Source organism: Pseudomonas sp. 29 (assembly GCF_002754355.1).
Taxonomy (GTDB): domain Bacteria; phylum Pseudomonadota; class Gammaproteobacteria; order Pseudomonadales; family Pseudomonadaceae; genus Aquipseudomonas; species Aquipseudomonas neuropathica.
Genome location: NZ_PEEY01000001.1, coordinates 5,192,286 through 5,212,889, shown reverse-complemented (window position 1 = coordinate 5,212,889; position 20,604 = coordinate 5,192,286). Strand labels below are relative to the sequence as shown.

Sequence of the window (20,604 nt, the reverse complement as noted above, 5' to 3'; positions counted from 1 at the left end):
TGAGTTCGGCTCGGTATTGCACGTCGGCGTACCTCGCAAGAACCCCTCGGTCAGTCCCCTCTCCCTCCGGGAGAGGGTTAGGCGGGCGGCGTTCCGATGAGGGGTTCTTCAAGATCAGCCGATTACTTGGCAGTGAACTTGGTATAGCTGTTGATCAAATTGCGATAGTTAGGCAGACGCTCCGACAGCAAATGCGCCAAACCTTCCATGTCGTTGCGCCAGTCACCCTGCAGCTCGCACGCCACCGAGAACCAGTTCAGCAGGTGGGCACCCGCCGCCGACATCCGCGCCCACGCCGCCTGCTGCACGGTGGTGTTGAAGGTGCCGGACGAGTCAGTCACCACAAACACTTCGTAGCCTTCAGCAATCGCCGACAGGGTCGGGAACGCCACGCAAACGTCCGTCACCACACCGGCGATGATCAGTTGCTTGCGACCGGTGGCCTTGATCGCTTTGACGAAATCTTCGTTGTCCCACGCATTGATCTGCCCTGGGCGCTGAATGAACGGCGCATCCGGGAACTGCTCGCGCAGCTCAGGCACGATCGGGCCGTTCGGGCCGGCATCGAAACTGGTGGTCAGAATGGTTGGCAGCTTGAAGAACTTGGCGATGTCACCCAGCGCCAGCACGTTGTTCTTGAATTCGTTCGGAGTGAAATCCTGGACCAGCGAGATCAGACCGGTCTGGTGATCGACCAGCAATACAACCGCGTCATCTTTGTTCAGACGTGTGTAAGGAACGCTCATGGGAAAACTCCTGATGGACGGATGGATGGATGAAGCGTGAAGCGCCGACCGGATGGCCGGCGCTTCAGGGAAAATCAGAAAGCGAAGCAGGAACAGCCGAACGCGCCCCAGAAACCGGCGAAGTCGCTGACCGGTGCGTTCGACATCCGCGCCTTTTCATGGCTGTGGGTGTGCACCGCACACGGCCCGCTGCACTGATGAACCTGCGCCTGCAACGGCGAATTTGGCCGCCAGTGGCCCGGGACTTTGACCACCGGCGACCAGTCCGGCAGCACTGGAATCGAGCGTGGGCCGAGGTCTTCGAAGTCGCCGGCCGCGTAGACAATCTTGCCGCCGACCACGGTCATGACCGATTCGATCCACTTGATTGCTTCTTCCTCGACATGGAAGAAGTCCGCGCTCAGCGCCGCCAGATCCGCCAGTTGCCCGACCTTGATCTGGCCTTTCTTGCCCTGCTCCGAGGAGAACCAGGCGCTGCCGTGGGTGAACAGTTCCAGCGCGGTGGCGCGCGGCAGACCTTCTTCGTACAAGGCCAGACCGCCGACGGTGCGACCGCTGACCATCCAGTACAGCGAAGTCCACGGGTTGTAGCTGGACACCCGCGTGGCGTCGGTACCGGCGCCGACCGGTACGCCTTCGGCGAGCATGCGCTTGATCGGTGGTGTCGCCTCGGCGGCTTGTTTGCCGTAACGGTCGACAAAGTATTCGCCCTGGAACGCCATGCGATCCTGAATCGCAATGCCGCCGCCCAGTGCTTTCACCCGTTCGATGTTTTGCGGGGTGATGGTTTCAGCGTGGTCGAAGAACCACGGCAAACCGTTGAACGGAATGTCGCGATTGACCTTCTCGAACACGTCGAGCATGCGGCTGATCGACTCGTTGTAGGTCGCGTGCAAACGGAACGGCCAGCGCTGTTCGACCAAGTGGCGCACCACCGGCTCCAGCTCCTCCTCCATTGTCTGCGGCAGATCGGGGCGTGGTTCGAGGAAGTCTTCGAAATCGGCTGCCGAGAACACCAGCATTTCCCCGGCGCCGTTGTGGCGCAGGAAGTCATCGCCCTGATGCAACTTGACGCTGCCGGTCCAGTTCTGGAAATCGCTCAGCTCTTCTTTCGGTTTCTGGGTGAACAGGTTGTAGGCGATGCGCACGGTCAACTGGTCGTCTTTGGCCAGTTGCTCGATCACCTGATAATCGTCCGGGTAGTTCTGGAAACCACCGCCGGCATCGATCGCACTGGTCAGGCCGAGGCGATTGAGTTCGCGCATGAACTGGCGGGTCGAGTTGACCTGATATTCCAGCGGCAGCTTCGGCCCCTTGGCCAGCGTCGAGTAGAGGATCATCGCGTTAGGCCGCGCGACCAGCATGCCGGTCGGGTTGCCGTTGGCATCGCGAACGATCTCGCCACCCGGCGGGTTCGGCGTGTCGCGGGTGTAGCCGGCCACGCGCAGGGCGGCGCGATTGAGCAGCGCGCGGTCATACAGGTGCAGGATGAACACCGGGGTATCCGGCGCGGCCTGGTTGATTTCTTCCAGAGTCGGCATGCGTTTTTCAGCGAACTGGAATTCGTTCCAGCCACCGACCACGCGCACCCATTGCGGGGTTGGCGTGCGGTCAGCCTGATCCTTGAGCATGCGCAGCGCGTCGGCCAGCGACGGCACGCCTTCCCAGCGCAGTTCGAGGTTGTAGTTCAAACCGCCACGGATCAAGTGCAAGTGCGAGTCATTGAGGCCGGGAATAACGCAGCGGCCATGCATATCGACCACTTGCGTGTTCGGCCCGCGCAGGGCCATGGCCTGGTTGTCGTTGCCAACGACCACGAAGCGGCCGTCGGTGATGGCCACGGCACTGGCCAGCGGTTTGGTGCGGTCTACGGTATGAAACTGGCCATTGAATAAAATCAGATCGGCGCTCATCGCAGTTCCTCAAGCAAAGTGAAAAGGAGCAAACCCCGCGCGCTCAGCGTGGCGAGGTCTCTTGGGAATCGAGGTGTTCATGGGCTTGGCTGGCTTCGAGCCACGGCGTAAACAAACGGGTTACCGGCGGCATCACCACGTAGACCACCGACAGAACGATGGTCAGGGTGATCAGGAACGTGGCCACCACGTAGTTGGAAAGAATCGGATGCAGCGCCAGCAGCGGTCCCCAGATCAGCGGCACGAGCAAGGTGTGCGGCAGAATCACCAGCAGCGTGACGACCGCTTGCTTCCAGCGCGGCGGCGGCGAAGCGGCATCGGCCAGTGGTGTAAACCAGAATTCCTTGATCGGCGCGACTTCAGTCTGATCGCCGTCAGCCAGCATCGGCGCCGCTTCGGCGACCAGTGCCTGACGCTGCGGCGACTCCAGCCACCCCTGCATCGCTTCAGTGGAGCTGAAACGCAGCACGCAAGTGTAAAAATCGAGACGCCCGCGCTTGCCGCGCACCACGTCCACGCCCAAATGGCCTTCACGCTGGCTCGCGACGCGGACGATATTGCGCAGCCAGGCCTCATACGCTGACTCGAAACCGGCCTTGACCCGGTGCTTGATGATCAGCGTGACCGTCTCATCGGCCCCCGGCGTTTGTGGATCGAGGACTTCAGGCATAACGCAGCACTCCGGGCAGACGAACAGGAATCACCAGCCGTCCCGGCCCGGCGATCAACACAGTGGTAAACAGGATCAACAGCAACCAGCCGAACTGCCCTTCGGCCACACTCCATTGCGGATGCACGACCAGCAGTGCCACCAGCAGCACAAAGAGAATAGGCAAGCACGCCAATCGCGCCAGCACCCCGGCGACGATCAGTAGTGGACAGAGGACTTCGGCGAAGATCGCCAGGATCAGGGTGAGGTGGGCACCGAGGTGGAACGGGTCTTCGATCAGTTGCAGTTGCGCGGTGAAATCCAGCAGCTTGGGCAAGCCGTGGACCCAGAGCAGAAACAACCCGCCGCTGACCCGCAGGAACAGCAAACCGATGTCGCGTGCCTGTTCATCTGTTGAGGCATTCATGACCCGACCCTTGAAATGTCATTGGCTGGAATCATGCCAATGATGGTCGGGAGGAAATTGGATGGGTGTGCTCAGTTCTACGGCATTCCAAAATTCTTGGAGCACCGCAAATCCCTGTGGGAGCGAGCTTGCTCGCGAAAGCGGCGTGCCATTCAAAGTATTTATAACTGACCCGACGCCTTCGCGAGCAAGCTCGCTCCCACAGGGAATGGGTTCAGGCCGGTGGTTCGAGGTTATCCAGCACCCGATTCACCGCCAGTTCACCGAGCATGATCAACTGCGCAATCCCCAACAACGCCCGGCGCTGCGGCGCGGGCAACAGGTGGGCGACGTCCTGGGCAATGGTCTTGGCCGAGGCGAGTGTTTCGCTGGCGTCAGTCAGCAGTTCTTCGGCTTTGGTGTCGGCGGTTCCGCGAGTTCTGCGTGGCGGTGGCGTGGAGCCGGGTGGAAGGAGGTAGTGGTCGAGGTGGCGACCGTATGCAGGTTAGCGAACCGGTAAAAAGGCAACCCGGTAGACCCGAAGGTCTCCCGCATACAGCCGCCATAGCGAAGTGCAGACGATAGCCTGCTACGAAGCATGGAGCGCTGATGCACTTTTTTTGGTCCGAGTCGCTAAACCCGATCGCTGAGTTTTCAGCGACCACCAAACGATAGAGACCCGACCACAAGCGCACAAGCCGGCGGATTCTGGCGTAGCTGTAGGCAAAGGCGCAAGGTTGCGTAGCCTGAAAGAGTGTCTGAGGGTGTTGCTTAAACAGCAGTGTTTAAACCACCAACAACTCAGGGATCACGCCTTCCCAATGTGGGAGCGAGCTTGCTCGCGAAAGCGGTGTGTCATTCGAAGTATTTATCGACTGATACGACGCCTTCGCGAGCAAGCTCGCTCCCACAGGGATCAGTGCTGTATTTGAGATTGGCGTAGGGATTCAGCTAGCCGGGATATTCAGCGGCGCCGCCATGAACTGACTGATCCGCGAGCGCAGCCATTTCTCCGCCGGATCGTTGTCATGCACCCCGCTCCAGGCCATCGACAATTGCGCCGCATCAATCGGGAACGGTGGATCTTCGGCGCGCAGCGCACACCCTTCAACCAACGCGCAGGCGGCGTAATCCGGCACGGTGGCGATCATCTCGGTGCCGGCGAGCAAGGCGCGCAGGCCGCTGAATTGCGGCACGCCCAACACCACGCGGCGGGTACGACCGACCTTGGCCAGGTCCATGTCGATATTGCCGCTCAGGTCGCCGGAGAACGACACCATCGCGTGCGGGCGCTCGCAGTATTCGTCGAGGGTCAGCGGCCCGGGACGGTCGTCGCCGCGCAGGACTTTGCAGGGAATGTCGCGCAATGTCTTGCGCTTGGCGTTGGCCGGCAGATCGGTGGTGTAGCTGACGCCCACTGAGATTTCCCCAGAGGCCAACAGTGCCGGCATCAACAAGTAATTGGCGCGGCGCACGATCACGACAATCCCCGGCGCCTCTTGCTGAAGCTGACGCAACAACGGTGGAAACAGGCCAAATTCGGCGTCGTCCGACAGGCCGATGCGAAACACGTCGCAACTGCTCGCCGGCTCGAACTCCTTGGCCCGGCTGACCGCGCCAGAGATGACGTCCATCGCCGGTTGCAGCTCTTTGAGAATCGCCAGCGCCCGCGCGGTCGGCTCCATGCCGCGACCGTTGCGCAGCAGTAACGGATCGTCGAACAGATCGCGCAAACGCCCCAACGCAGCGCTGACGGCCGGTTGCCCCATGAACAGCTTTTCGGCAACGCGGGTCAGGTTCTTTTCGAACATCAGCGCTTCGAAAATCACCAGCAGGTTCATGTCGACGCGACGCAGATCGTTACGGTTCATGGGCATGTTTTCCTTTTCGGTGTCAGCTGCTTTTGCGGGTGGGCGCTGCGCACTTTACTCGATTAACGGCACCTTGGCCGCGCGCTTGTATGGACCGTATTCCACGGGCACCCACTGAAAATGTTTGCCCTGCGCGGTGATGTGACCGATGCCCGGGAACGGCAGGTGCGCCGCCGTCACCCACGTCTTGCTGGCGACCGCCGCACCGAAGACTGCCTGACGCGCATTGATCGCTTGCGCACTGTTGACGTCAAAGCCGATCGACACTTCCGGATGCTCAAACTGCACAGCGAGGTTATGCACCAGATCCCCCATGAAGACGATGCTCTGATTCTGCGAGGTGAACCGATAGGTGGTGCTGCCCGGCGTATGTCCGGCTTCCAGTGTCGCTTCGACTAACCCCGGCAACGGCGACTGGCCCGCGGCGAAGGTCTTGAAACGCCCGGCGGCGACGTAGGGCGCGGTTGAGTCCTGGGCAATCTTGAAAAACTCTCGGGCGCCGGCCGGAGCTTTGGCCAGCGCGGCCGGATCGAGCCAGTAATCCGCTTCAGCCTTGGCGGCATACACCGTGGCATGGCTGAACAACGGTTGTTTCTGGGCATCGACCAGACCACAGACATGATCAAGGTGCAGGTGCGTCAGCAAAACCGTATCGACCTGCTCTGGCCGGTAGCCGGCCGCCTGCATATTCGCCACGAGCTGTCCGGCGGTGGCGCCGATGCATTGCCCGGCGCCACTGTCGACCAGAATCAGTTGCTTGCCGGTGTTGACCAGAAAGGCATTAAACGCCGTCTGGACACCCGGGGTTTCAATCGAACGGCGTGCCAGCAGCGCGCGGATCTGACTCTGACTCATGCCCTGCAACAGCTTGGGCGACAGGTCGTTGTAGCCATCGAACAACGCGGTGACCTCGTAATCCCCCACGGCCAGACGGAAATAGCCCGGCGCCTGGGTGCCCTGCTGTGGTGCCTGCGCCATGGCACCGGAAATCACCAGCGTGCACGTCAGCGCCGTCGCTGCTTTAAGGATGCCTTTCATTTGATTCCCCTTGGACCTGCCGATTGTGGCGCCCCCTCGGTTCGCCACGCTTGCAGTCATCGTGCCGCAAACCGCGGGGCGCAGACTTGCAGGGATGTGCTGAGTTCAGGCCAATGCGCTGGAATTAACAACGATTAACTCGTCAGCCTCCCGCCCTCGGCCAACAATGAAACCCTCTGCGCAGCGTTGTTTTTTTGACCTGAGGGGATGCGCCGACCGTGCATTCCCCATCAACACGGACTTTGGCCATGGCTCACTTACAGCACAGCGTCGCCCTTGCCCCTGCCAACGAACCACGCAAGACCGGGGTCGGCGGACTCAGTCCGCAACGCGAACGACAGGTCAAACAACTGATCCTCGAACGCCTCGGCGAAAGCCTGGAAGTGACCGAACTGGCCCGCGCCTGTTCACTGTCACGCAGCCATTTTTCCCGCGCCTTCAAATGCAGCACCGGGTTATCGCCGCAGGACTGGATTCGCACCCAGCGTCTCGCGCGAGCCAAGCTGCTGATCCAGCACACCGACCTGAGCCTGACGCAAATCAGCCTGGAATGCGGGTTCTGCGATCAGGCGCATTTCTGCCATATGTTTACCCGCAGCGAGGGCATTAATCCGTTTGCCTGGCGCTGCCAGATCATGCGTGAACCCAAAGCCCAGCGTTCACAACCCGCCATGTTTTGATCGCGGCACCCGTTGCACTGACGCTCAAACCTGAGGATTATGCCGGGACACCCCGGAATAGAAGGCCTGCGCACGCGCCCGGCCCTACTCCGCTCTGTCCGCCGCAGCACCGCAGGAGTGAGCTGTTGAGTCTTTCCCCGAATCAGGCCCTCGGTTTTGGCCCCTATCGGATTCATCCCGGCCAACGCTTGGTGCTCGAAGGCGAGCAGCCGTTGCGCCTGGGCCGACGGGCGATGGACATCCTCCTGATTCTGCTGGCCCATGCCGGCGAAGTGGTGAGCAAGCAGCAACTGATGGCCGGGGTCTGGCCGGACAGCGTGGTCGAGGACATCAACCTGCGGGTGCACATGGCGGCACTGCGCAAAGCCCTCGGTGACGGTCAGGCCGGCCAGCGTTACATCATCACCGTGGCGCAACGCGGTTACAGTTTCGTCGCCCCGGTTCTACCGCAATCCATGGAGGAGCGTCCTGTGGGCGATGCTGGCGGTCGGCACAATTTGCCCTTGCGGCGCACGCGGATGCTCGGCCGCCAAGCGCTGGTCGACAGCTTGATGACGCAGTTGCCGCGCCAACGCTGCATCACCCTGGTCGGCCCCGGCGGGATCGGCAAGACCACGGTGGCCTTGCGCGTGGCCGAGCAGTTGATCGGGCATTACCGCGACGGTATTCGGCTGGTGGACCTGGCACCGCTCAACGATCCGCGGCTGATTTGCTCACACCTGGCCGCCCTGCTCGATCTGGCACTCCCCGAAGGCGATCCGCTGGCGGCGCTGGTCAATGGCCTGCAACAGCGACAGATGCTGTTATTGCTCGACAACTGCGAACACCTGATCGATGCCGTCGCGATGCTCAGCGAAAGCATTCTGCGCGGCGCGCCGAAGGTGCATATCCTCGCCACCAGCCGCGAGAGCCTGCGGGCGGAAGGCGAATTCGTGCAGCGTCTCGATTCGCTCGAATACCCATTGATGAACGCGACATTGAATCGTCAGCAAGCGCTGGATTATTCGGCGCTGCAACTGTTCATCGAACGGGCCACGGCCGCGCAGGAAAGCTTTGAACTGAGCGATGCGCAGTTGCCGCAAGCAATCGAAATCTGCCACCGACTCGACGGTATTCCTCTGGCGCTGGAGCTGGCGGCAGCGCAGGTCGCCGAACTGGGCCTGGAAGGTTTGCTGAGCCAGCTACAGGGCCGTTTGCCACCGCTGGCAGCGGGTAATCAAAGCAGTCTTGAGCGCCATCTCACCCTGCGCGCCACGCTGGACTGGAGCTTCAACCTGCTCGACGGGTGCGAACAAACCTGCCTGCGTCGTCTGAGCGTGTTTTGCGGAGGGTTTACCCTGGAGTCGGCGGCGGCCGTCATCGTCGGCCAACAGATCGATCCGGGTGTGGTGTGTGTATCGATCACCCAACTGGTGGCGAAATCCCTGCTCAGCGTCGAAGTCGGTGACGAAGAGGTGTTCTATCGTCTGCTCGACACGACCCGCCGCTATGCACTGGAAAAACTCGAGCACGCCGCCGAATGCGAAGAAACCCGCGAACGCCATGCCGAACGCTGCCTGGCATTGATGCAACAGGCGCAAAGCGATTGGGAAATGACACCGACGGCTTTGTGGATCGAGCGTTACGCCCGAGGGCTGGAAGACCTGCGCGCGGCACTGGACTGGAGCCTGAACGGTGTCAGCCCGGATAGTCTGGGGATTCGCCTGACAGCAGCGTCGGCGCCCCTGTGGCAAGAGTTGTCGCTGCTCAAGGAGTATGGCGGCTATGTGCGGCGGGCGCTGAGCCTGCTCGATGAACTCGGTGCCCCCTGCCCGCGTCTGAAAATCTCCCTGAAACTGGCCCTCGGCAGTGCCTGTTATCACACGTGGGGAGGCACCCCGGAAACCATCCAGGCGTTCGTCGAGGCTCGCCAGTTGGCCCTTGAGCACGACGACGTCGCCGGGCAATTGCGCGCGGTGTCCGGACACCTGGCGGTCAACCTCAGTTGCGGGCACTACCGCATGGCGCTGGCGCAGAGTGAGCACTTCGATCGCCTCGGCGTGCACGGCGACCCGTTGTTGTCACTGAGTACCCACCGTTTACGCGTGCTGGCCCTGCACTATGCCGGCGATCAGCCGCAGGCGCGCACTCATGCCGAGCAGGTGCTGCAGCGCATGGCACACAGCGGCCACGTCAACCGCTTCACCCACGGTTTTGGTGTGCAGTACGACCAGAGTGTCGCGTCGCTGACGGTGCTGGCGCGGGTGCTATGGATGCAGGGATTGCCGGAGCAAGCGTGGCATTCGGCGCGACTGGCCCTGGATATTGCCGTGCAGATCGACCATGGCACCTCGATTTGTTACACCCTGGCACTGGCCAGTTGCCTGATCGCTCATTACAACGGCGATCAGCAGAACGCCCGGGCGCTGTTGCAACTGCTGCTGGAACAATCGCAGAAGCATTCGGTGCTGCTGTTCAACACGTGGGCGCGACATTACGCGCAGGTGATCGACACGCAAACCAGCACGCCCGTGCCGAAGAACAGCAGTGGGCTGATTCGGGAAATCATGGTGACGCTGGATGACCGCTTTGTGGATGACGCACTGTTTGAGCGAGCGCTGAGTGGTGATGCGGGATGGAGCACGGCGGAGATTTTGCGGGCTCGGGCTGCTGCGTTATTGAAAGACGATCCGGATTGCCTGGACGGGGCCCTTCGCGAGCAAGCTCGCTCCCACAGGGATTTTGGGTGTACTCGGAACCCATGTGAGAGCGAGCTTGCTCGCGAAGAGGCCCTCAAGGAAGCCGAAGCACTCCTGCAACAATCGCTGACCATCGCCCGCAGCCAAGGTGCGCTCGCCTGGGAACTGCGCAGTGCCACCTCACTGGCGCAACTCTGGCAGCGCCAATCGCGCTGCCAAGAGGCGCTGGATTTGCTCACGCCGATTTATCAGCGCTTCACCGAGGGCTACGCGACTCCGGACTTGCGCAAGGTACGCTTGCTCATTGACGAGCTACGCGAGCACGGGCACGCCTGAGGCCCGGCGTATCCGGTTGATATAGAGCGTATGCCGGCGCTCAAGATCAATCCCTTCACCGCAACGCTCCAGTTGCTTGCGCGCATAGCAGCGAGTGGTGTGGAGCATTCGGTATCGGCCTGTGCTGCCGCCCCGCTCCGCCACCAGCAATGACTTGCACGCCAGGCCTTCAATGATCGCAGCAAGCCGCGACGACGCGAGTTGCGGGCAACTGATCACCGCCAGCGCCGCCTCCAGGGTAAACGCCATTTTGAACACCGATAACCGCTGTAGCGCGCGTTGTTCCTGCTCGCTCAAGCGTTGATAGCTCCAGTCGAGTGCCGCCTGCATCGATTGATGCCGCGGTACCGCGGTGCGCCGGCCATGGCTGAGCACTTGCAGACCATTGCTCATTTGCGCCTGTAAGCCGACCAATGCCAAGGCATCGATCTGCGCCGCCGCCAGTTCGATCGCCAGCGGCAAACCGTCGAGTTGGCGACAGATCTCCAGGACGGCTTTGACATCCTGTTCACGCAAGCAGAAATCATGCTGTCGTGCGCGAGCGCGGCTGACAAATAACTGCACCGCAGAATGGCCCATGGCTTCAGTGATGCAATCGCCTGCGGAACGTTTCGGCAGGGTCAGCGGTGGCACGCCCTGAAGGGTTTCCAGACCGACCTGCAAGGCCTCGCGGCTGGTGGCGAGAACCGACAGCCGGGGAGCGGCCTCGAGCAACGTTTCAACTGCTGCCCGGCAAGCGCCGAGACGGTGGTCACAGTTATCCAGCAGCAGCAACGCATGGCGAGTCGACAGTCCGGGCAAATCGCTTTCAAGAGTGCGTAGCACCTGATCGAGCAGCGGTGTGTCGTCGTCGATCAAGCTCAGATCGATCTGCCACACGCCGTCTCTGTAGTACTGCAACAGCAGTTCCGCGACCCGCAACGCGACAGTGGATTTACCCACACCAGCCGCCCCCGTGACGGTCATCAGCCGACACAGCGGCATTTGCCGCACCAGCCCGCCGACCAGCGAGTCGCGCCCGGCGACCGGGGTCAGCCGCGCCGGCAGATTATGCTCGGGTGTTCGCAGCCCCTCGAAGACCACTTGCGCGACGCTGTCGCAACGCACCGGGGCGATAAAACTGTAACCGCATTGCGGCACGTTAACGATGTAGCGCTGACCGTTTTCGCCGTCACCCAAGGCGCGCCTGAGCGCGGCGATGTGCACGCGCAGGTTGATCTCCTCGACCACCGACGTTGGCCAAACCAGGGCAATCAATTGCTCCTTCCTGACCACTCGCCCGGCACGCTCGACCAGCACCTGCAAAATGTCCAGCGCACGACCGCCCATGCGTAAAGGCCGATCTCCGTCGAGTATCAGCCGTTGGCGCAGGTGGAAGGCGAAGGGGCCGAAATGCAGCACCGACGCCGTGTTCAAATCGATGAGGCTATCCATGCCAACTATCTTGGCAGCCTCAGATGACGCGACAACCGCTACACGAGACTCAATTCGGACATACGGGTGCGCCAGACGGACAACAGCGCTCTAGCTGAACTGTTCGCGGTATTGCGCGGGCGTCAGGCCGAGCTTTTCAGCGAACAGCGAACGCATGTGCCGCACACTGCCGAAACCACTTTTGTAAGCCACGGTTTTAAGAGGCAGATCGCTGGTTTCCAGCAAGTTTCGTGCGCAGTCGATGCGCGCACTTTGCAGAAACTCCATCGGCGTCATGTTGATGTCGCGGGTGAACACCCGCGCGAAGTGCCGCGCGCTCATATTGGCAATCGCCGCCATGCGCTCGACCGTGAAGGCTTCGTCGAGGTGTTCCAGCACGTAACTCTGCGCGCGGGTAATCGGCGTTTCCTGCGGTGCCACGGCAGCCATCAACGGGCTGAACTGCGCCTGCCCGCCCTGGCGTTTCATCACCACCAGCAGGACTTTGGCCACATCCTGCGCGAGCTTCTTGCCGTGATCGCGGGCGATCACAGCCAGCGCCATATCGATCCCCGCCGTAACGCCTCCCGAGGTGATCAGGTTGCGATCCTCGACATAGATCTGATCGGTCGTGACATGGGCTTTCGGGAACCCCTTGATCAGGCGCTCGGTGTAGTTCCAGTGCGTGGTTACACGGTAACCGTCAAGCAAACCGGCGTGCCCCAGGACAAAAGCACCAGTGCAGATAGATCCGAAGTACTCGACGCGCCGGACTGCGTCTTTGAGCCAGGCAAACAACGACGGGAACTGCTGGTTGTAGGCACCGGGGCCTCCCGGCACCAGCAGCAAATCATAACGCTCGGTGTCGTCGCCAATGATCCGGTCGGCCTGCACCATCACACCATTGGAGGCCCGTAGCGGGCCCTCTTCGGTGCCAAGGGTGATCAATTGATAATGCGCATCGGGTTTCAGGTAGCGATTGGCAACCGAAAAAACCTCCAATGGCCCGGCCATGTCGAGCAGAAGAAAGTCGGGAAACAGCACCATTGCCACGGTTTTCATGGGAAGACATCACTTCAATCAGAGAGACATGATACGGACCAGACATTATGGCCAACTGTAGCCGTTTGAGCGCAAAAGTTTTGTGTGAAGGCTATCGCAAAACTGTCAACCTGACAGGGACAGTCTTTCAATTTTCATCTACTTATTGCGCAGTACAGTAAACAGTAACCTTCTCCTCACTCGGACGAATTCACGTCCCGCAAGGAGATTTCATCATGCTGACCCTTCGCAAAGCCTCCGATCGTGGCCTCGCCAATCATGGCTGGTTGAAGTCCTTTCACACCTTTTCCTTTGCCAGCTACCGTGACCCGCGTGAGCAGGGTTTTTCCGATCTGCTGGTGATTAACGATGACCGCGTCGCTGCCGGCAAAGGCTTCGGCCAACACCCGCATCGCGACATGGAGATCTTTTCCTACGTGCTGGAAGGTGCACTGGAACACAAAGACACCTTGGGCACCGGTTCGGTGATCCGCCCAGGCGATGTGCAACTGATGAGTGCTGGCAGCGGCGTAGCGCACAGCGAGTTCAACCATTCGGCGACCAAACCGGTGCACTTCCTGCAGATCTGGATCGTGCCGGAAGTCAGCGGTGCCAAGCCGCGCTATCAACAGGAGCATTTCAGCGTACAGAAAAAACGCGGTCGCCTGCAATTGATCATCTCGCCGGACGGCAACGGCGGTTCGCTGAAAGTGCGTCAGGACGCACGGGTCTTTGCCGGGCTGTTCGACGGTAAAGAAACTGCCACGCTGGAGCTGCCAGCCAACCGTTATGCCTACGTGCATGTGGCGCGCGGCAGTGTTGAACTCAATGGCCAGCCCTTGCAGGAAGGTGACGGCGTACGGGTTCGCGAAGAACAGTTGCTGACCTTGAGCAATGGTGTCGATGCCGAGGTGCTGGTGTTCGACTTGCGGCCGCAGGAGTTGCCAGAAATGCCATGATGCGGTGTTTCAATGCTCACGAAAAACGGCCTTCTTTGAAGGCCGTTTTCTATTGTGGTGATTCGGGTGCTTGTTGCGAAGCAGGTCTTGGTGCACTTATATCCTTGCCGATCTGGATTGCGGCGAGTGTCGTCTGCAAGGTGGTTAATACCGCTGCTTGATTGGCAAAGTGCGCCCCTACGACGACGGTGATCATTCCGAGAAAATGGACGGCGGTCGTCGCCCAGTAATGCGCCTTCACTGTCGAGGCATGTTTGATGGCTTCTTTTGAGTCTTCGGCGATTTGTTGTACGCCGTCCCACATCAGATCGTATCGTTTGTCTCTCTCCGCCTGAGTCAAAAGATAAGCTTCGATTTTTGCCGACACACCCTCGAACCGAGCGTCCATTCTGGTCTCAATGGTTTCTATCCTGGCATTGAATTCTTCACGACTGATAGCGTTCATGGCTTGAGTATTCCGACCTTTGCTCGCAAGGTCACTGATTGGGTTTTGACTGAATTCCGTGGTTCTCAATTCGACACCTTCCTGGGTTTACCGATACCGTCCCTGGTATCAACATCAGTGCGAGCCCTGCGCCCCTCACCGACATGACGAAACAATAGGCCCCATCCAACCGCCTCACAAGCCGGGAGATTCTGCCTCTGATGTAGGCCGTTTCGTCAGAGCTTGTAGCCCTGCCAAAAGAACGTCTGCCTAGTCATTCTCCGACGCGAACACGTCGACAATCTGCTCAATCACCGCCCGCACCCGCGCGGTATGCCGCAAGTCCGCGTGGGTCACCAACCACACTTCGTACGGCAATGGTCGAGTGCGCTCCGGCCAGAGCCTGATCAGGCCATCGCGCTCGCCCATGTACACCGGGATTTCTCCTACACCCAACCCTGCGGCAATTGACCGGCGGACGAGCAGGCTGGAACTGAGGCTGGCGACGATGCGGCCGCGACTTAGCGGCTCCGACACCAGGGTCAGGTCCTTTTTGCTTTGCAGATACGGTTGATAGACCACCAGATCATGCCCCTCAAACGCTGTGTCCGGTTGCGGCACGCCATTGGCGTCTATATAGGCCTGAGAGGCGAACAGGCCCACCGGCCATCGGGCGATTCGCCGAGCGATCAGATCAGGATTGTCCGGTCGGGTGTTGCGCACCGCGATATCCGCCTCGCGCTTGGCCAGGCTGAGGATCTGCGTGGACGCGTCCAGTTGCACTCGTACGTCCGGGTGCTGCTCGTGCAAACGGGCGATGGCCGGGATCAGAAAGTCGATCGCCAGCGAATCCGTGGTACTGACGCGCACCGTGCCGGTCAGGCGATCATCCAGGCCCTGAATCTGCCGCTCCAGCTCCAGTGCCGAATGCTCCATTTTCTCCACACTCCTGAGCGCCGCCTCACCGACAGCGGTCAACGCGTAGCCGTCGGAGGTGCGCAGGAACAACGTAGCGCTCAGGGACTTTTCCAGCGCCGTGATCCGTCGCCCGACAGTGGCCTGATCCACCCCCAAAACCCGTGCAGCGCCACGTAGCGTCGACTCGCGGCAAACGGCCAGAAATACCCGTGCGTCATCCCAATTCATGCTGCCTCCAAGTGATGCAAATTCGCATCGCAGCAACGCTAAATCGCTGCATTAACGCATCAACAATAGCCGATATGCTGAACGCCATAAACCTTCCGCGAGATCGCTATCATGCGCACTTCAACCTCCACCGGTATCTGGCTGCCGATTTTCGCCGGCCTCTGCGCCAGCCTGGTCAGCATCGGGCTGGCGCGTTTCGCTTACACCCCATTGATCCCTTCGCTGATTGAGGCGCAGTGGTTCAGCGCCAACGATGTGGTCTACCTCGGTGCGGCCAATCTGGTGGGCTACCTGATCGGCGCTCTGCTCGGCCGGCCGACAGCGCGCCAGCTCGGCAATAAAAATGCCTTGCGATTGATGATGCTGGTGGTCACGGCGGCATTTTTTGCCTGCGCGTTTCCGTTGTCGGTGAGCTGGTTCTTCGGCTGGCGACTGCTGTCGGGGATTGCCGGCGGTGCGATCATGGTGCTGGTGGCCGCGACCGTACTGCCGCATGTTCCGCCGGCGCGTAAAGGGCTGGCCAGTGGCGCGATCTTTCTCGGCATAGGTCTTGGCATTGCCGGTTCCGGGACGCTGGTGCCGCCGCTGTTGAGCCTCGGCTTGCAAGCGACATGGCTGGGTCTGGGGGCTTTGGCCTTGGTGCTGACGGCGCTGAGCTGGTTTGGCTGGCCGTCTGATTTCCTGCACCCGGTCGTTGCGCAAGAAACGGTGTCCGCAGAACCGACACCGCGCGGTGTGTATGTGCTGTTCGCCCAATACGCCTTCATGGCCGCTGGCCTGGTGCCGGCCATGGTGTTTCTGGTGGATTACGTGGCACGTGGACTCGGTGCCGGGGCGCATATCGGCGCGCTGATCTGGGTGATGTACGGTTTGGGCGCAATTGTCGGTCCGGTGAGTTATGGCTTTCTTGCCGATAAGCTTGGCGCACGTTCCGGCATTCGCCTGGTGCTGGTGGTGCAGGCGATTGCCCTTGGGTTGCTGGCAATGACTCACTCGTTTCTGGCGCTGGCGTTGCTGGCGGTGATTCTCGGTTCATTTCCGCCCGGCATTGTGCCGCTGGCGCTGGCTCGGGTGCATGAACTGGTGCCAGAACACCATCGCCAGCAGATCGCCTGGAGCCGTGCCACGGTGTCATTCGCCACCTTTCAGGCGCTGGCCGGATTTGCCTATTCAGCGCTGTTCAATGCCAGCGGCGGTCATCACGCGCTGTTGTTCATCATTGCCGCTGGCGCAATCGTCGTGGCGCTGCTGCTGGAGCAAGCCATGAAATGGCTGCCCGCCCCTACTGAGTCGCGCTGCTGTGCAAATTGAAGGGAATCATTGCTTGCATAGCACGCTCCCATCTACAGAACTTATGCCAACAGGAATCGATATGTCCCTGCCCAACGAAATGACCCGAATCGAAATCAGCGAACCCGGTGGCCCCGACGTCTTGCAACCCAAACGCGTGGCGCTTCCAGCCGTCGCAGAAGGCGAGGTGCTGATCCGCGTACACGCCGCCGGGATCAACCGGCCGGACGCCTTGCAGCGTGCCGGCAAATACCCGATGAAACCCGGCATGAACCCGATTCCCGGGCTGGAGGTCGCCGGCGAAATCGTGGCACTCGGAGCCGGTGTCAGTCAGTTCGCCGTGGGCGACAACGTCTGCGCGCTGACCAACGGCGGCGGTTATGCCGAATACTGCGCCGTCCCCGCCGGCCAGACCCTGCCGATTCCACACGGTCTGGACTGGGTGCACGCCGCCGCAATCCCGGAAACCTTCTTTACCGTGTGGGCCAACCTGTTCGGCCTCGGTGGCGCCAGTCGTGGTCAGCGCGCACTGATTCACGGTGGCACCAGCGGCATCGGCACAACCGCACTGATGCTGTGCCGCGAATTCGGTATTGAAGCGTTTGCCACCGCCGGCAGCCCGGACAAATGCGCAGCGATTCGCGATCTCGGTGGCGCAGCGATCAATTATCGCGATGAGGATTTCGCGGCAGTCATCGCCGAGAAAACCGCAGGCCAAGGCGTCAATGTGATCCTCGACATCATGGGCGGCTCGTACCTCAACGATAACGTCAGCGCCCTCGCGATGGATGGCCGACTGGTCATGCTCGGTTTCCTCGGCGGCGCACGGGCCAATGACTTTGACTTGCTGGCAATGATGGCCAAACGTGCGGTGATCACCGGTTCCCTGTTGCGCGCCCGCACTGCCGCCGAAAAAGCCGCGATTGCCGATCAACTGCGCGAGCACGTATGGCCGGCGCTGGCTGCCGGGCGCTGCTTGCCGATGATCGACAAGGTCTACCCGCTCGCCGACGCCGCTCAGGCTCACGCGCACATGGAGGCTGGCGACCATATCGGCAAGATCGTTCTGCAGGTCGTGTGAGTCTTTGCAGCATTTGGTAATTGTTGCGCCGGGGCAGTGGTCGAAAAAAACACGCGCAGACCGAGGCATCTGGTAAAAAGCCTTCTTTGTCTGCGCCTGGGTGAAACGTTTAATGTTCCTGTCCTTCATGACGCGTCTGCGACGCCGCCGTTTGGCGTTTGCCTGCATAGCCGCGCTGATTATCGGCGTGCCGACCAGTTGTGCCGTGCTCGAACACACCGAACGCAAACTGCTGTTTCGCATCGAACCGGGCACTGCCGGTTGGTATCACGGCTTGCCCGGCAGCGTGCAGGAACTCGACCTGCAACCGAAGACATTCAAGGCCGGGGAAAACATTCATGCCTGGTGGTGGCCGGCGGAAAAAGCCAATGCGCCGGCCATTCTCTATCTGCATGGCGTGCGCTGGAACCTCACCGGGCAGTTGTTCCGCATCGAGCAACTGCGCGCTGCGGGCTATTCCGTGCTGGCCATCGACTACCGAGGATTCGGCAAGAGCCATGGTGATCTGCCGTCGGAAAGCAGCGTTTACGAAGATGCGCGGGTGGCGTGGGAACGCTTCAAACTACTGCAACCGGACCCGGCCAAACGCCTGATCTATGGCCACTCCCTCGGTGGCGCCGTGGCCATCGATCTGGCCGCGGAACTCGGCCAGGCCGCCGCTCGCGATCATTCTGCATTGCCGGTTCGCGGACTGGTGATCGAGTCCACCTTCACCACGCTGGCGGATGTTGCCGCGTCGGTGGCCAACACTTCGCTGCCGGTGCGCTGGCTGCTGTCGCAGAAATTCGACTCGATCGACAAGATCGCGGATATCCACATGCCGCTGCTGGTGGTCCACGGTTTGGCTGACGCTTTCGTGCCGCCGCGCTTCAGCGAGCAACTGTTCAACGCCGCGCAACAACCCAAGCGCCTGCTGTTGGTGCCGGGCGCGACGCATAACAACAGCATGGCGCTCGGCGGGCAGAATTACCGCAAGGCACTCGACAGCCTGATGCAGAGCAAACCGGCCCCCCGGGTGGCCGGACCTGCCACCGTGCGCAACGGGCGGGACACTTAACGGTAGCCGCGAGCCTGCAAATCGAACAGTTGCGCGTAATGCCCAGCGGCGGCGATCAATTGATCGTGGCCACCCTGCTCCAGAATTTGCCCTTGTTGCAGCACGATGATGTGGTCGGCATTGCGCACGCTGGAAAAACGATGGGAAATCAGCAACGTCATGCGACCTTCGCTGTGCTGGCTGAAATGCTCGAACACCGCCGCCTCGGCCGCCGGGTCAAGGGCGGACGTTGGCTCATCGAGGATCAGAATGTCGGCATCACGACGCATGTAAGCGCGGGACAAGGCAATCTTCTGCCACTGCCCGCCAGACAATTCCTGGCCACCGGCAAACCAGCGTCCCAACTGCGTGGCATAACCCTTGTCGAGCCCTTCGATGAAGGGAGCCGCCATGCCTTGGGCAGCGGCCTCCTGCCAGCGTTGCGCGTCGTTGAACGCCAGGGTATCGCCGACGCCAATGTTTTCTCCGACGCTGAACTGGTAGCGGATGTAGTCCTGAAAAATCACCCCAATGCGTCGACGTAACGCGGTCTCCTGCCAATCCTGCAAATCGCTGCCGTCGAGCAGGATGCGCCCTTGATCGGGGCGGTAGAGCCGGGTCAGTAACTTGATCAGCGTGGTCTTGCCCGAGCCGTTCTCGCCGACCAGCGCCATGCTCTGGCCTGGCACCAGTTGCAGGTCAATGTTTTCCAGCGCTGGCCGACTGGCACCCGGATAACGGAAACCGACGTTCTCGAAACGCAAACCATCGCCCGGGCAGACGCCGACCGTCAGGTGACCGCTATCGACCTGAACCGGTTCGGCCAGGTATTCATACAGACTGGTCAGGTAGAGACCGTCTTCGTACAGGCCACTGATCGCACTCAGACTGCTGCTCACAGCGCTTTGGCCTTGCTTGAACAGCACCAGATACATGGTCATCTGACCAAGGCTGATCTGGCCATGTACGGCATCGATGACCACCCAGGCATAGGCCGCATAGAAGGCCGCGGTACCAAGCAGGCCGAGGCCGAAACCCCAGCCATCGCGCCGCAACGTCAAACGGCGGTCTTCGGCATACAGCCTGGCGAACGTGTCGCGGTAGCGTTGCAGTAACAGCGGCGCGAAGCCGAACAGCTTGACCTCTTTAATATAGGTTTCGTGGGACAGCAGGGTTTCGATGTAATTCTGCTGCCGACTCTCCGGCGCACGGCGAGTAAACAAACGAAAGGCGTCACCGGAAAAATGCGCTTCGGCAAAAAACACCGGTAACGCACCGACCACCAGCAACGCCAGCGCCCAAGGGGAAAAATGCACCAGCAGCACCCCGAAGCTGATCAGCATGATCAGGTTTTGAATCAAACCCAACGACTTCATGACCAGCGCCAGTGGCCGGGTCGAAGCCTCGCGACGGACACGCACCAATTTGTCGTAGAACTCGGAGTTTTCGAACTGCACCAGTGACAGGGTCTGCGCTTTCTGCAAAATCAGCGTATTGACCTTCTGCCCCAGTTGCACCCGCAACAGCGATTGCTGCACCGACAGTGCCCGTTGCGTGCCGGACAACAGCGCCAATACACCGGCCTCCAACAACACGTAACGCAACACGGGCCACAGCGGCGCACTGCCGTGCTGCGCGTGCAACTGCATCGCTGCCACCACCGCATCGACAATCCGCTGGCCCAACCATGCCGCCAGCGCCGGCAGCAAACCGGCAACCAACGTTGCCAGCACCAGCCCCAGAAACAAGCCACGCGATGTCCCCCAGACCAGGCGCAAGGCTCGCTGCGCCTGATCGAACAAGGACGTGAAACGCGATAGATCAGGCATGGGGCATTGGACTCGGCAGGTGATGATTGTGCGTCATGGTACTCCAGCGCTACGACTGAATTTCAAAC

The 20,604-nt window shown here is 60.8% G+C and carries 17 protein-coding genes and 1 pseudogene; 6 read left to right on the top strand and 12 right to left on the bottom strand.

The window, feature by feature from the left end:
• Nucleotides 1-122: 122 nt before the first annotated feature.
• From ycaC to CLU80_RS24110, 7 genes and pseudogenes are all read right to left on the bottom strand, one after another.
• On the bottom strand, nt 123-746 hold the full coding sequence (ycaC, locus tag CLU80_RS24145; protein WP_007913541.1) for an isochorismate family cysteine hydrolase YcaC: 624 nt from the start codon (nt 744-746) through the stop codon (nt 123-125).
• 74 nt (nt 747-820) lie between these two features.
• Nucleotides 821-2,659, bottom strand: coding sequence for an amidohydrolase (locus CLU80_RS24140; RefSeq protein ID WP_099758574.1), 1,839 nt, complete (start codon nt 2,657-2,659; stop codon nt 821-823).
• A gap of 43 nt (nt 2,660-2,702) precedes the next feature.
• The gene (locus tag CLU80_RS24135) at nt 2,703-3,329 is read right to left on the bottom strand and encodes an antibiotic biosynthesis monooxygenase (protein WP_093439313.1); all 627 of its coding nucleotides are present in this window, start codon (nt 3,327-3,329) and stop codon (nt 2,703-2,705) included.
• On the bottom strand, nt 3,322-3,735 hold the full coding sequence (locus CLU80_RS24130; RefSeq protein WP_099758573.1) for a DoxX family protein: 414 nt from the start codon (nt 3,733-3,735) through the stop codon (nt 3,322-3,324). The genes CLU80_RS24135 and CLU80_RS24130 overlap by 8 nt, the downstream gene beginning before the upstream one ends.
• A gap of 214 nt (nt 3,736-3,949) precedes the next feature.
• A pseudogene (locus CLU80_RS24125) lies at nt 3,950-4,216 on the bottom strand (DUF6124 family protein); the annotation flags it as partial.
• A 445-nt stretch (nt 4,217-4,661) separates the two neighbouring features.
• Nucleotides 4,662-5,585, bottom strand: coding sequence for a LysR family transcriptional regulator (locus tag CLU80_RS24115; RefSeq protein WP_099758572.1), 924 nt, complete (start codon nt 5,583-5,585; stop codon nt 4,662-4,664).
• Between the two features lie 54 nt (nt 5,586-5,639).
• A complete protein-coding gene (locus CLU80_RS24110; protein WP_099758571.1) occupies nt 5,640-6,623 on the bottom strand; it encodes an MBL fold metallo-hydrolase in 984 nt (327 codons plus the stop codon).
• Nucleotides 6,624-6,871: 248 nt separating this feature from the next.
• Between CLU80_RS24110 and CLU80_RS24105 the strand changes: the two genes are divergently transcribed.
• Both CLU80_RS24105 and CLU80_RS24100 read left to right on the top strand, forming a co-directional pair.
• Nucleotides 6,872-7,303, top strand: coding sequence for a helix-turn-helix domain-containing protein (locus CLU80_RS24105; protein ID WP_099758570.1), 432 nt, complete (start codon nt 6,872-6,874; stop codon nt 7,301-7,303).
• 125 nt (nt 7,304-7,428) lie between these two features.
• Nucleotides 7,429-10,317 carry an ATP-binding protein gene (locus CLU80_RS24100; protein ID WP_099758569.1) on the top strand — a complete coding sequence of 963 codons (2,889 nt, stop codon included), beginning with the start codon at nt 7,429-7,431 and terminating at the stop codon, nt 10,315-10,317.
• On the opposite strand, the gene CLU80_RS24095 is transcribed toward CLU80_RS24100, so the two are convergent.
• Both CLU80_RS24095 and CLU80_RS24090 read right to left on the bottom strand, forming a co-directional pair.
• Nucleotides 10,294-11,751 carry an ATP-binding protein gene (locus CLU80_RS24095; RefSeq protein ID WP_099758568.1) on the bottom strand — a complete coding sequence of 486 codons (1,458 nt, stop codon included), beginning with the start codon at nt 11,749-11,751 and terminating at the stop codon, nt 10,294-10,296. The genes CLU80_RS24100 and CLU80_RS24095 overlap by 24 nt on opposite strands.
• A gap of 90 nt (nt 11,752-11,841) precedes the next feature.
• A complete protein-coding gene (locus CLU80_RS24090) occupies nt 11,842-12,792 on the bottom strand; it encodes a GlxA family transcriptional regulator (RefSeq protein WP_093439335.1) in 951 nt (316 codons plus the stop codon).
• Between the two features lie 215 nt (nt 12,793-13,007).
• Between CLU80_RS24090 and CLU80_RS24085 the strand changes: the two genes are divergently transcribed.
• Nucleotides 13,008-13,730, top strand: a complete 723-nt coding sequence (locus tag CLU80_RS24085; protein ID WP_099758567.1) for a pirin family protein — start codon at nt 13,008-13,010, stop codon at nt 13,728-13,730.
• A gap of 49 nt (nt 13,731-13,779) precedes the next feature.
• On the opposite strand, the gene CLU80_RS24080 is transcribed toward CLU80_RS24085, so the two are convergent.
• Nucleotides 13,780-14,175, bottom strand: coding sequence for a hypothetical protein (locus CLU80_RS24080; protein WP_099759404.1), 396 nt, complete (start codon nt 14,173-14,175; stop codon nt 13,780-13,782).
• Between the two features lie 249 nt (nt 14,176-14,424).
• Nucleotides 14,425-15,300 carry a LysR family transcriptional regulator gene (locus tag CLU80_RS24075; protein WP_093439341.1) on the bottom strand — a complete coding sequence of 292 codons (876 nt, stop codon included), beginning with the start codon at nt 15,298-15,300 and terminating at the stop codon, nt 14,425-14,427.
• 111 nt (nt 15,301-15,411) lie between these two features.
• On the opposite strand from CLU80_RS24075, the gene CLU80_RS24070 reads away from it, so the two are divergent.
• From CLU80_RS24070 to CLU80_RS24060, 3 genes are all read left to right on the top strand, one after another.
• Nucleotides 15,412-16,611: a YbfB/YjiJ family MFS transporter gene (locus tag CLU80_RS24070; protein WP_099758566.1), complete on the top strand. Its 1,200-nt coding sequence runs from the start codon at nt 15,412-15,414 to the stop codon at nt 16,609-16,611.
• 61 nt (nt 16,612-16,672) lie between these two features.
• Nucleotides 16,673-17,671: an NAD(P)H-quinone oxidoreductase gene (locus tag CLU80_RS24065; protein WP_093439347.1), complete on the top strand. Its 999-nt coding sequence runs from the start codon at nt 16,673-16,675 to the stop codon at nt 17,669-17,671.
• 112 nt (nt 17,672-17,783) lie between these two features.
• On the top strand, nt 17,784-18,728 hold the full coding sequence (locus CLU80_RS24060) for an alpha/beta hydrolase (RefSeq protein WP_099758565.1): 945 nt from the start codon (nt 17,784-17,786) through the stop codon (nt 18,726-18,728).
• Here the strand turns inward: CLU80_RS24060 and CLU80_RS24055 are convergent.
• The gene (locus CLU80_RS24055) at nt 18,725-20,536 is read right to left on the bottom strand and encodes an ABC transporter ATP-binding protein (RefSeq protein WP_099758564.1); all 1,812 of its coding nucleotides are present in this window, start codon (nt 20,534-20,536) and stop codon (nt 18,725-18,727) included. The genes CLU80_RS24060 and CLU80_RS24055 overlap by 4 nt on opposite strands.
• Nucleotides 20,537-20,604: the final 68 nt, after the last annotated feature.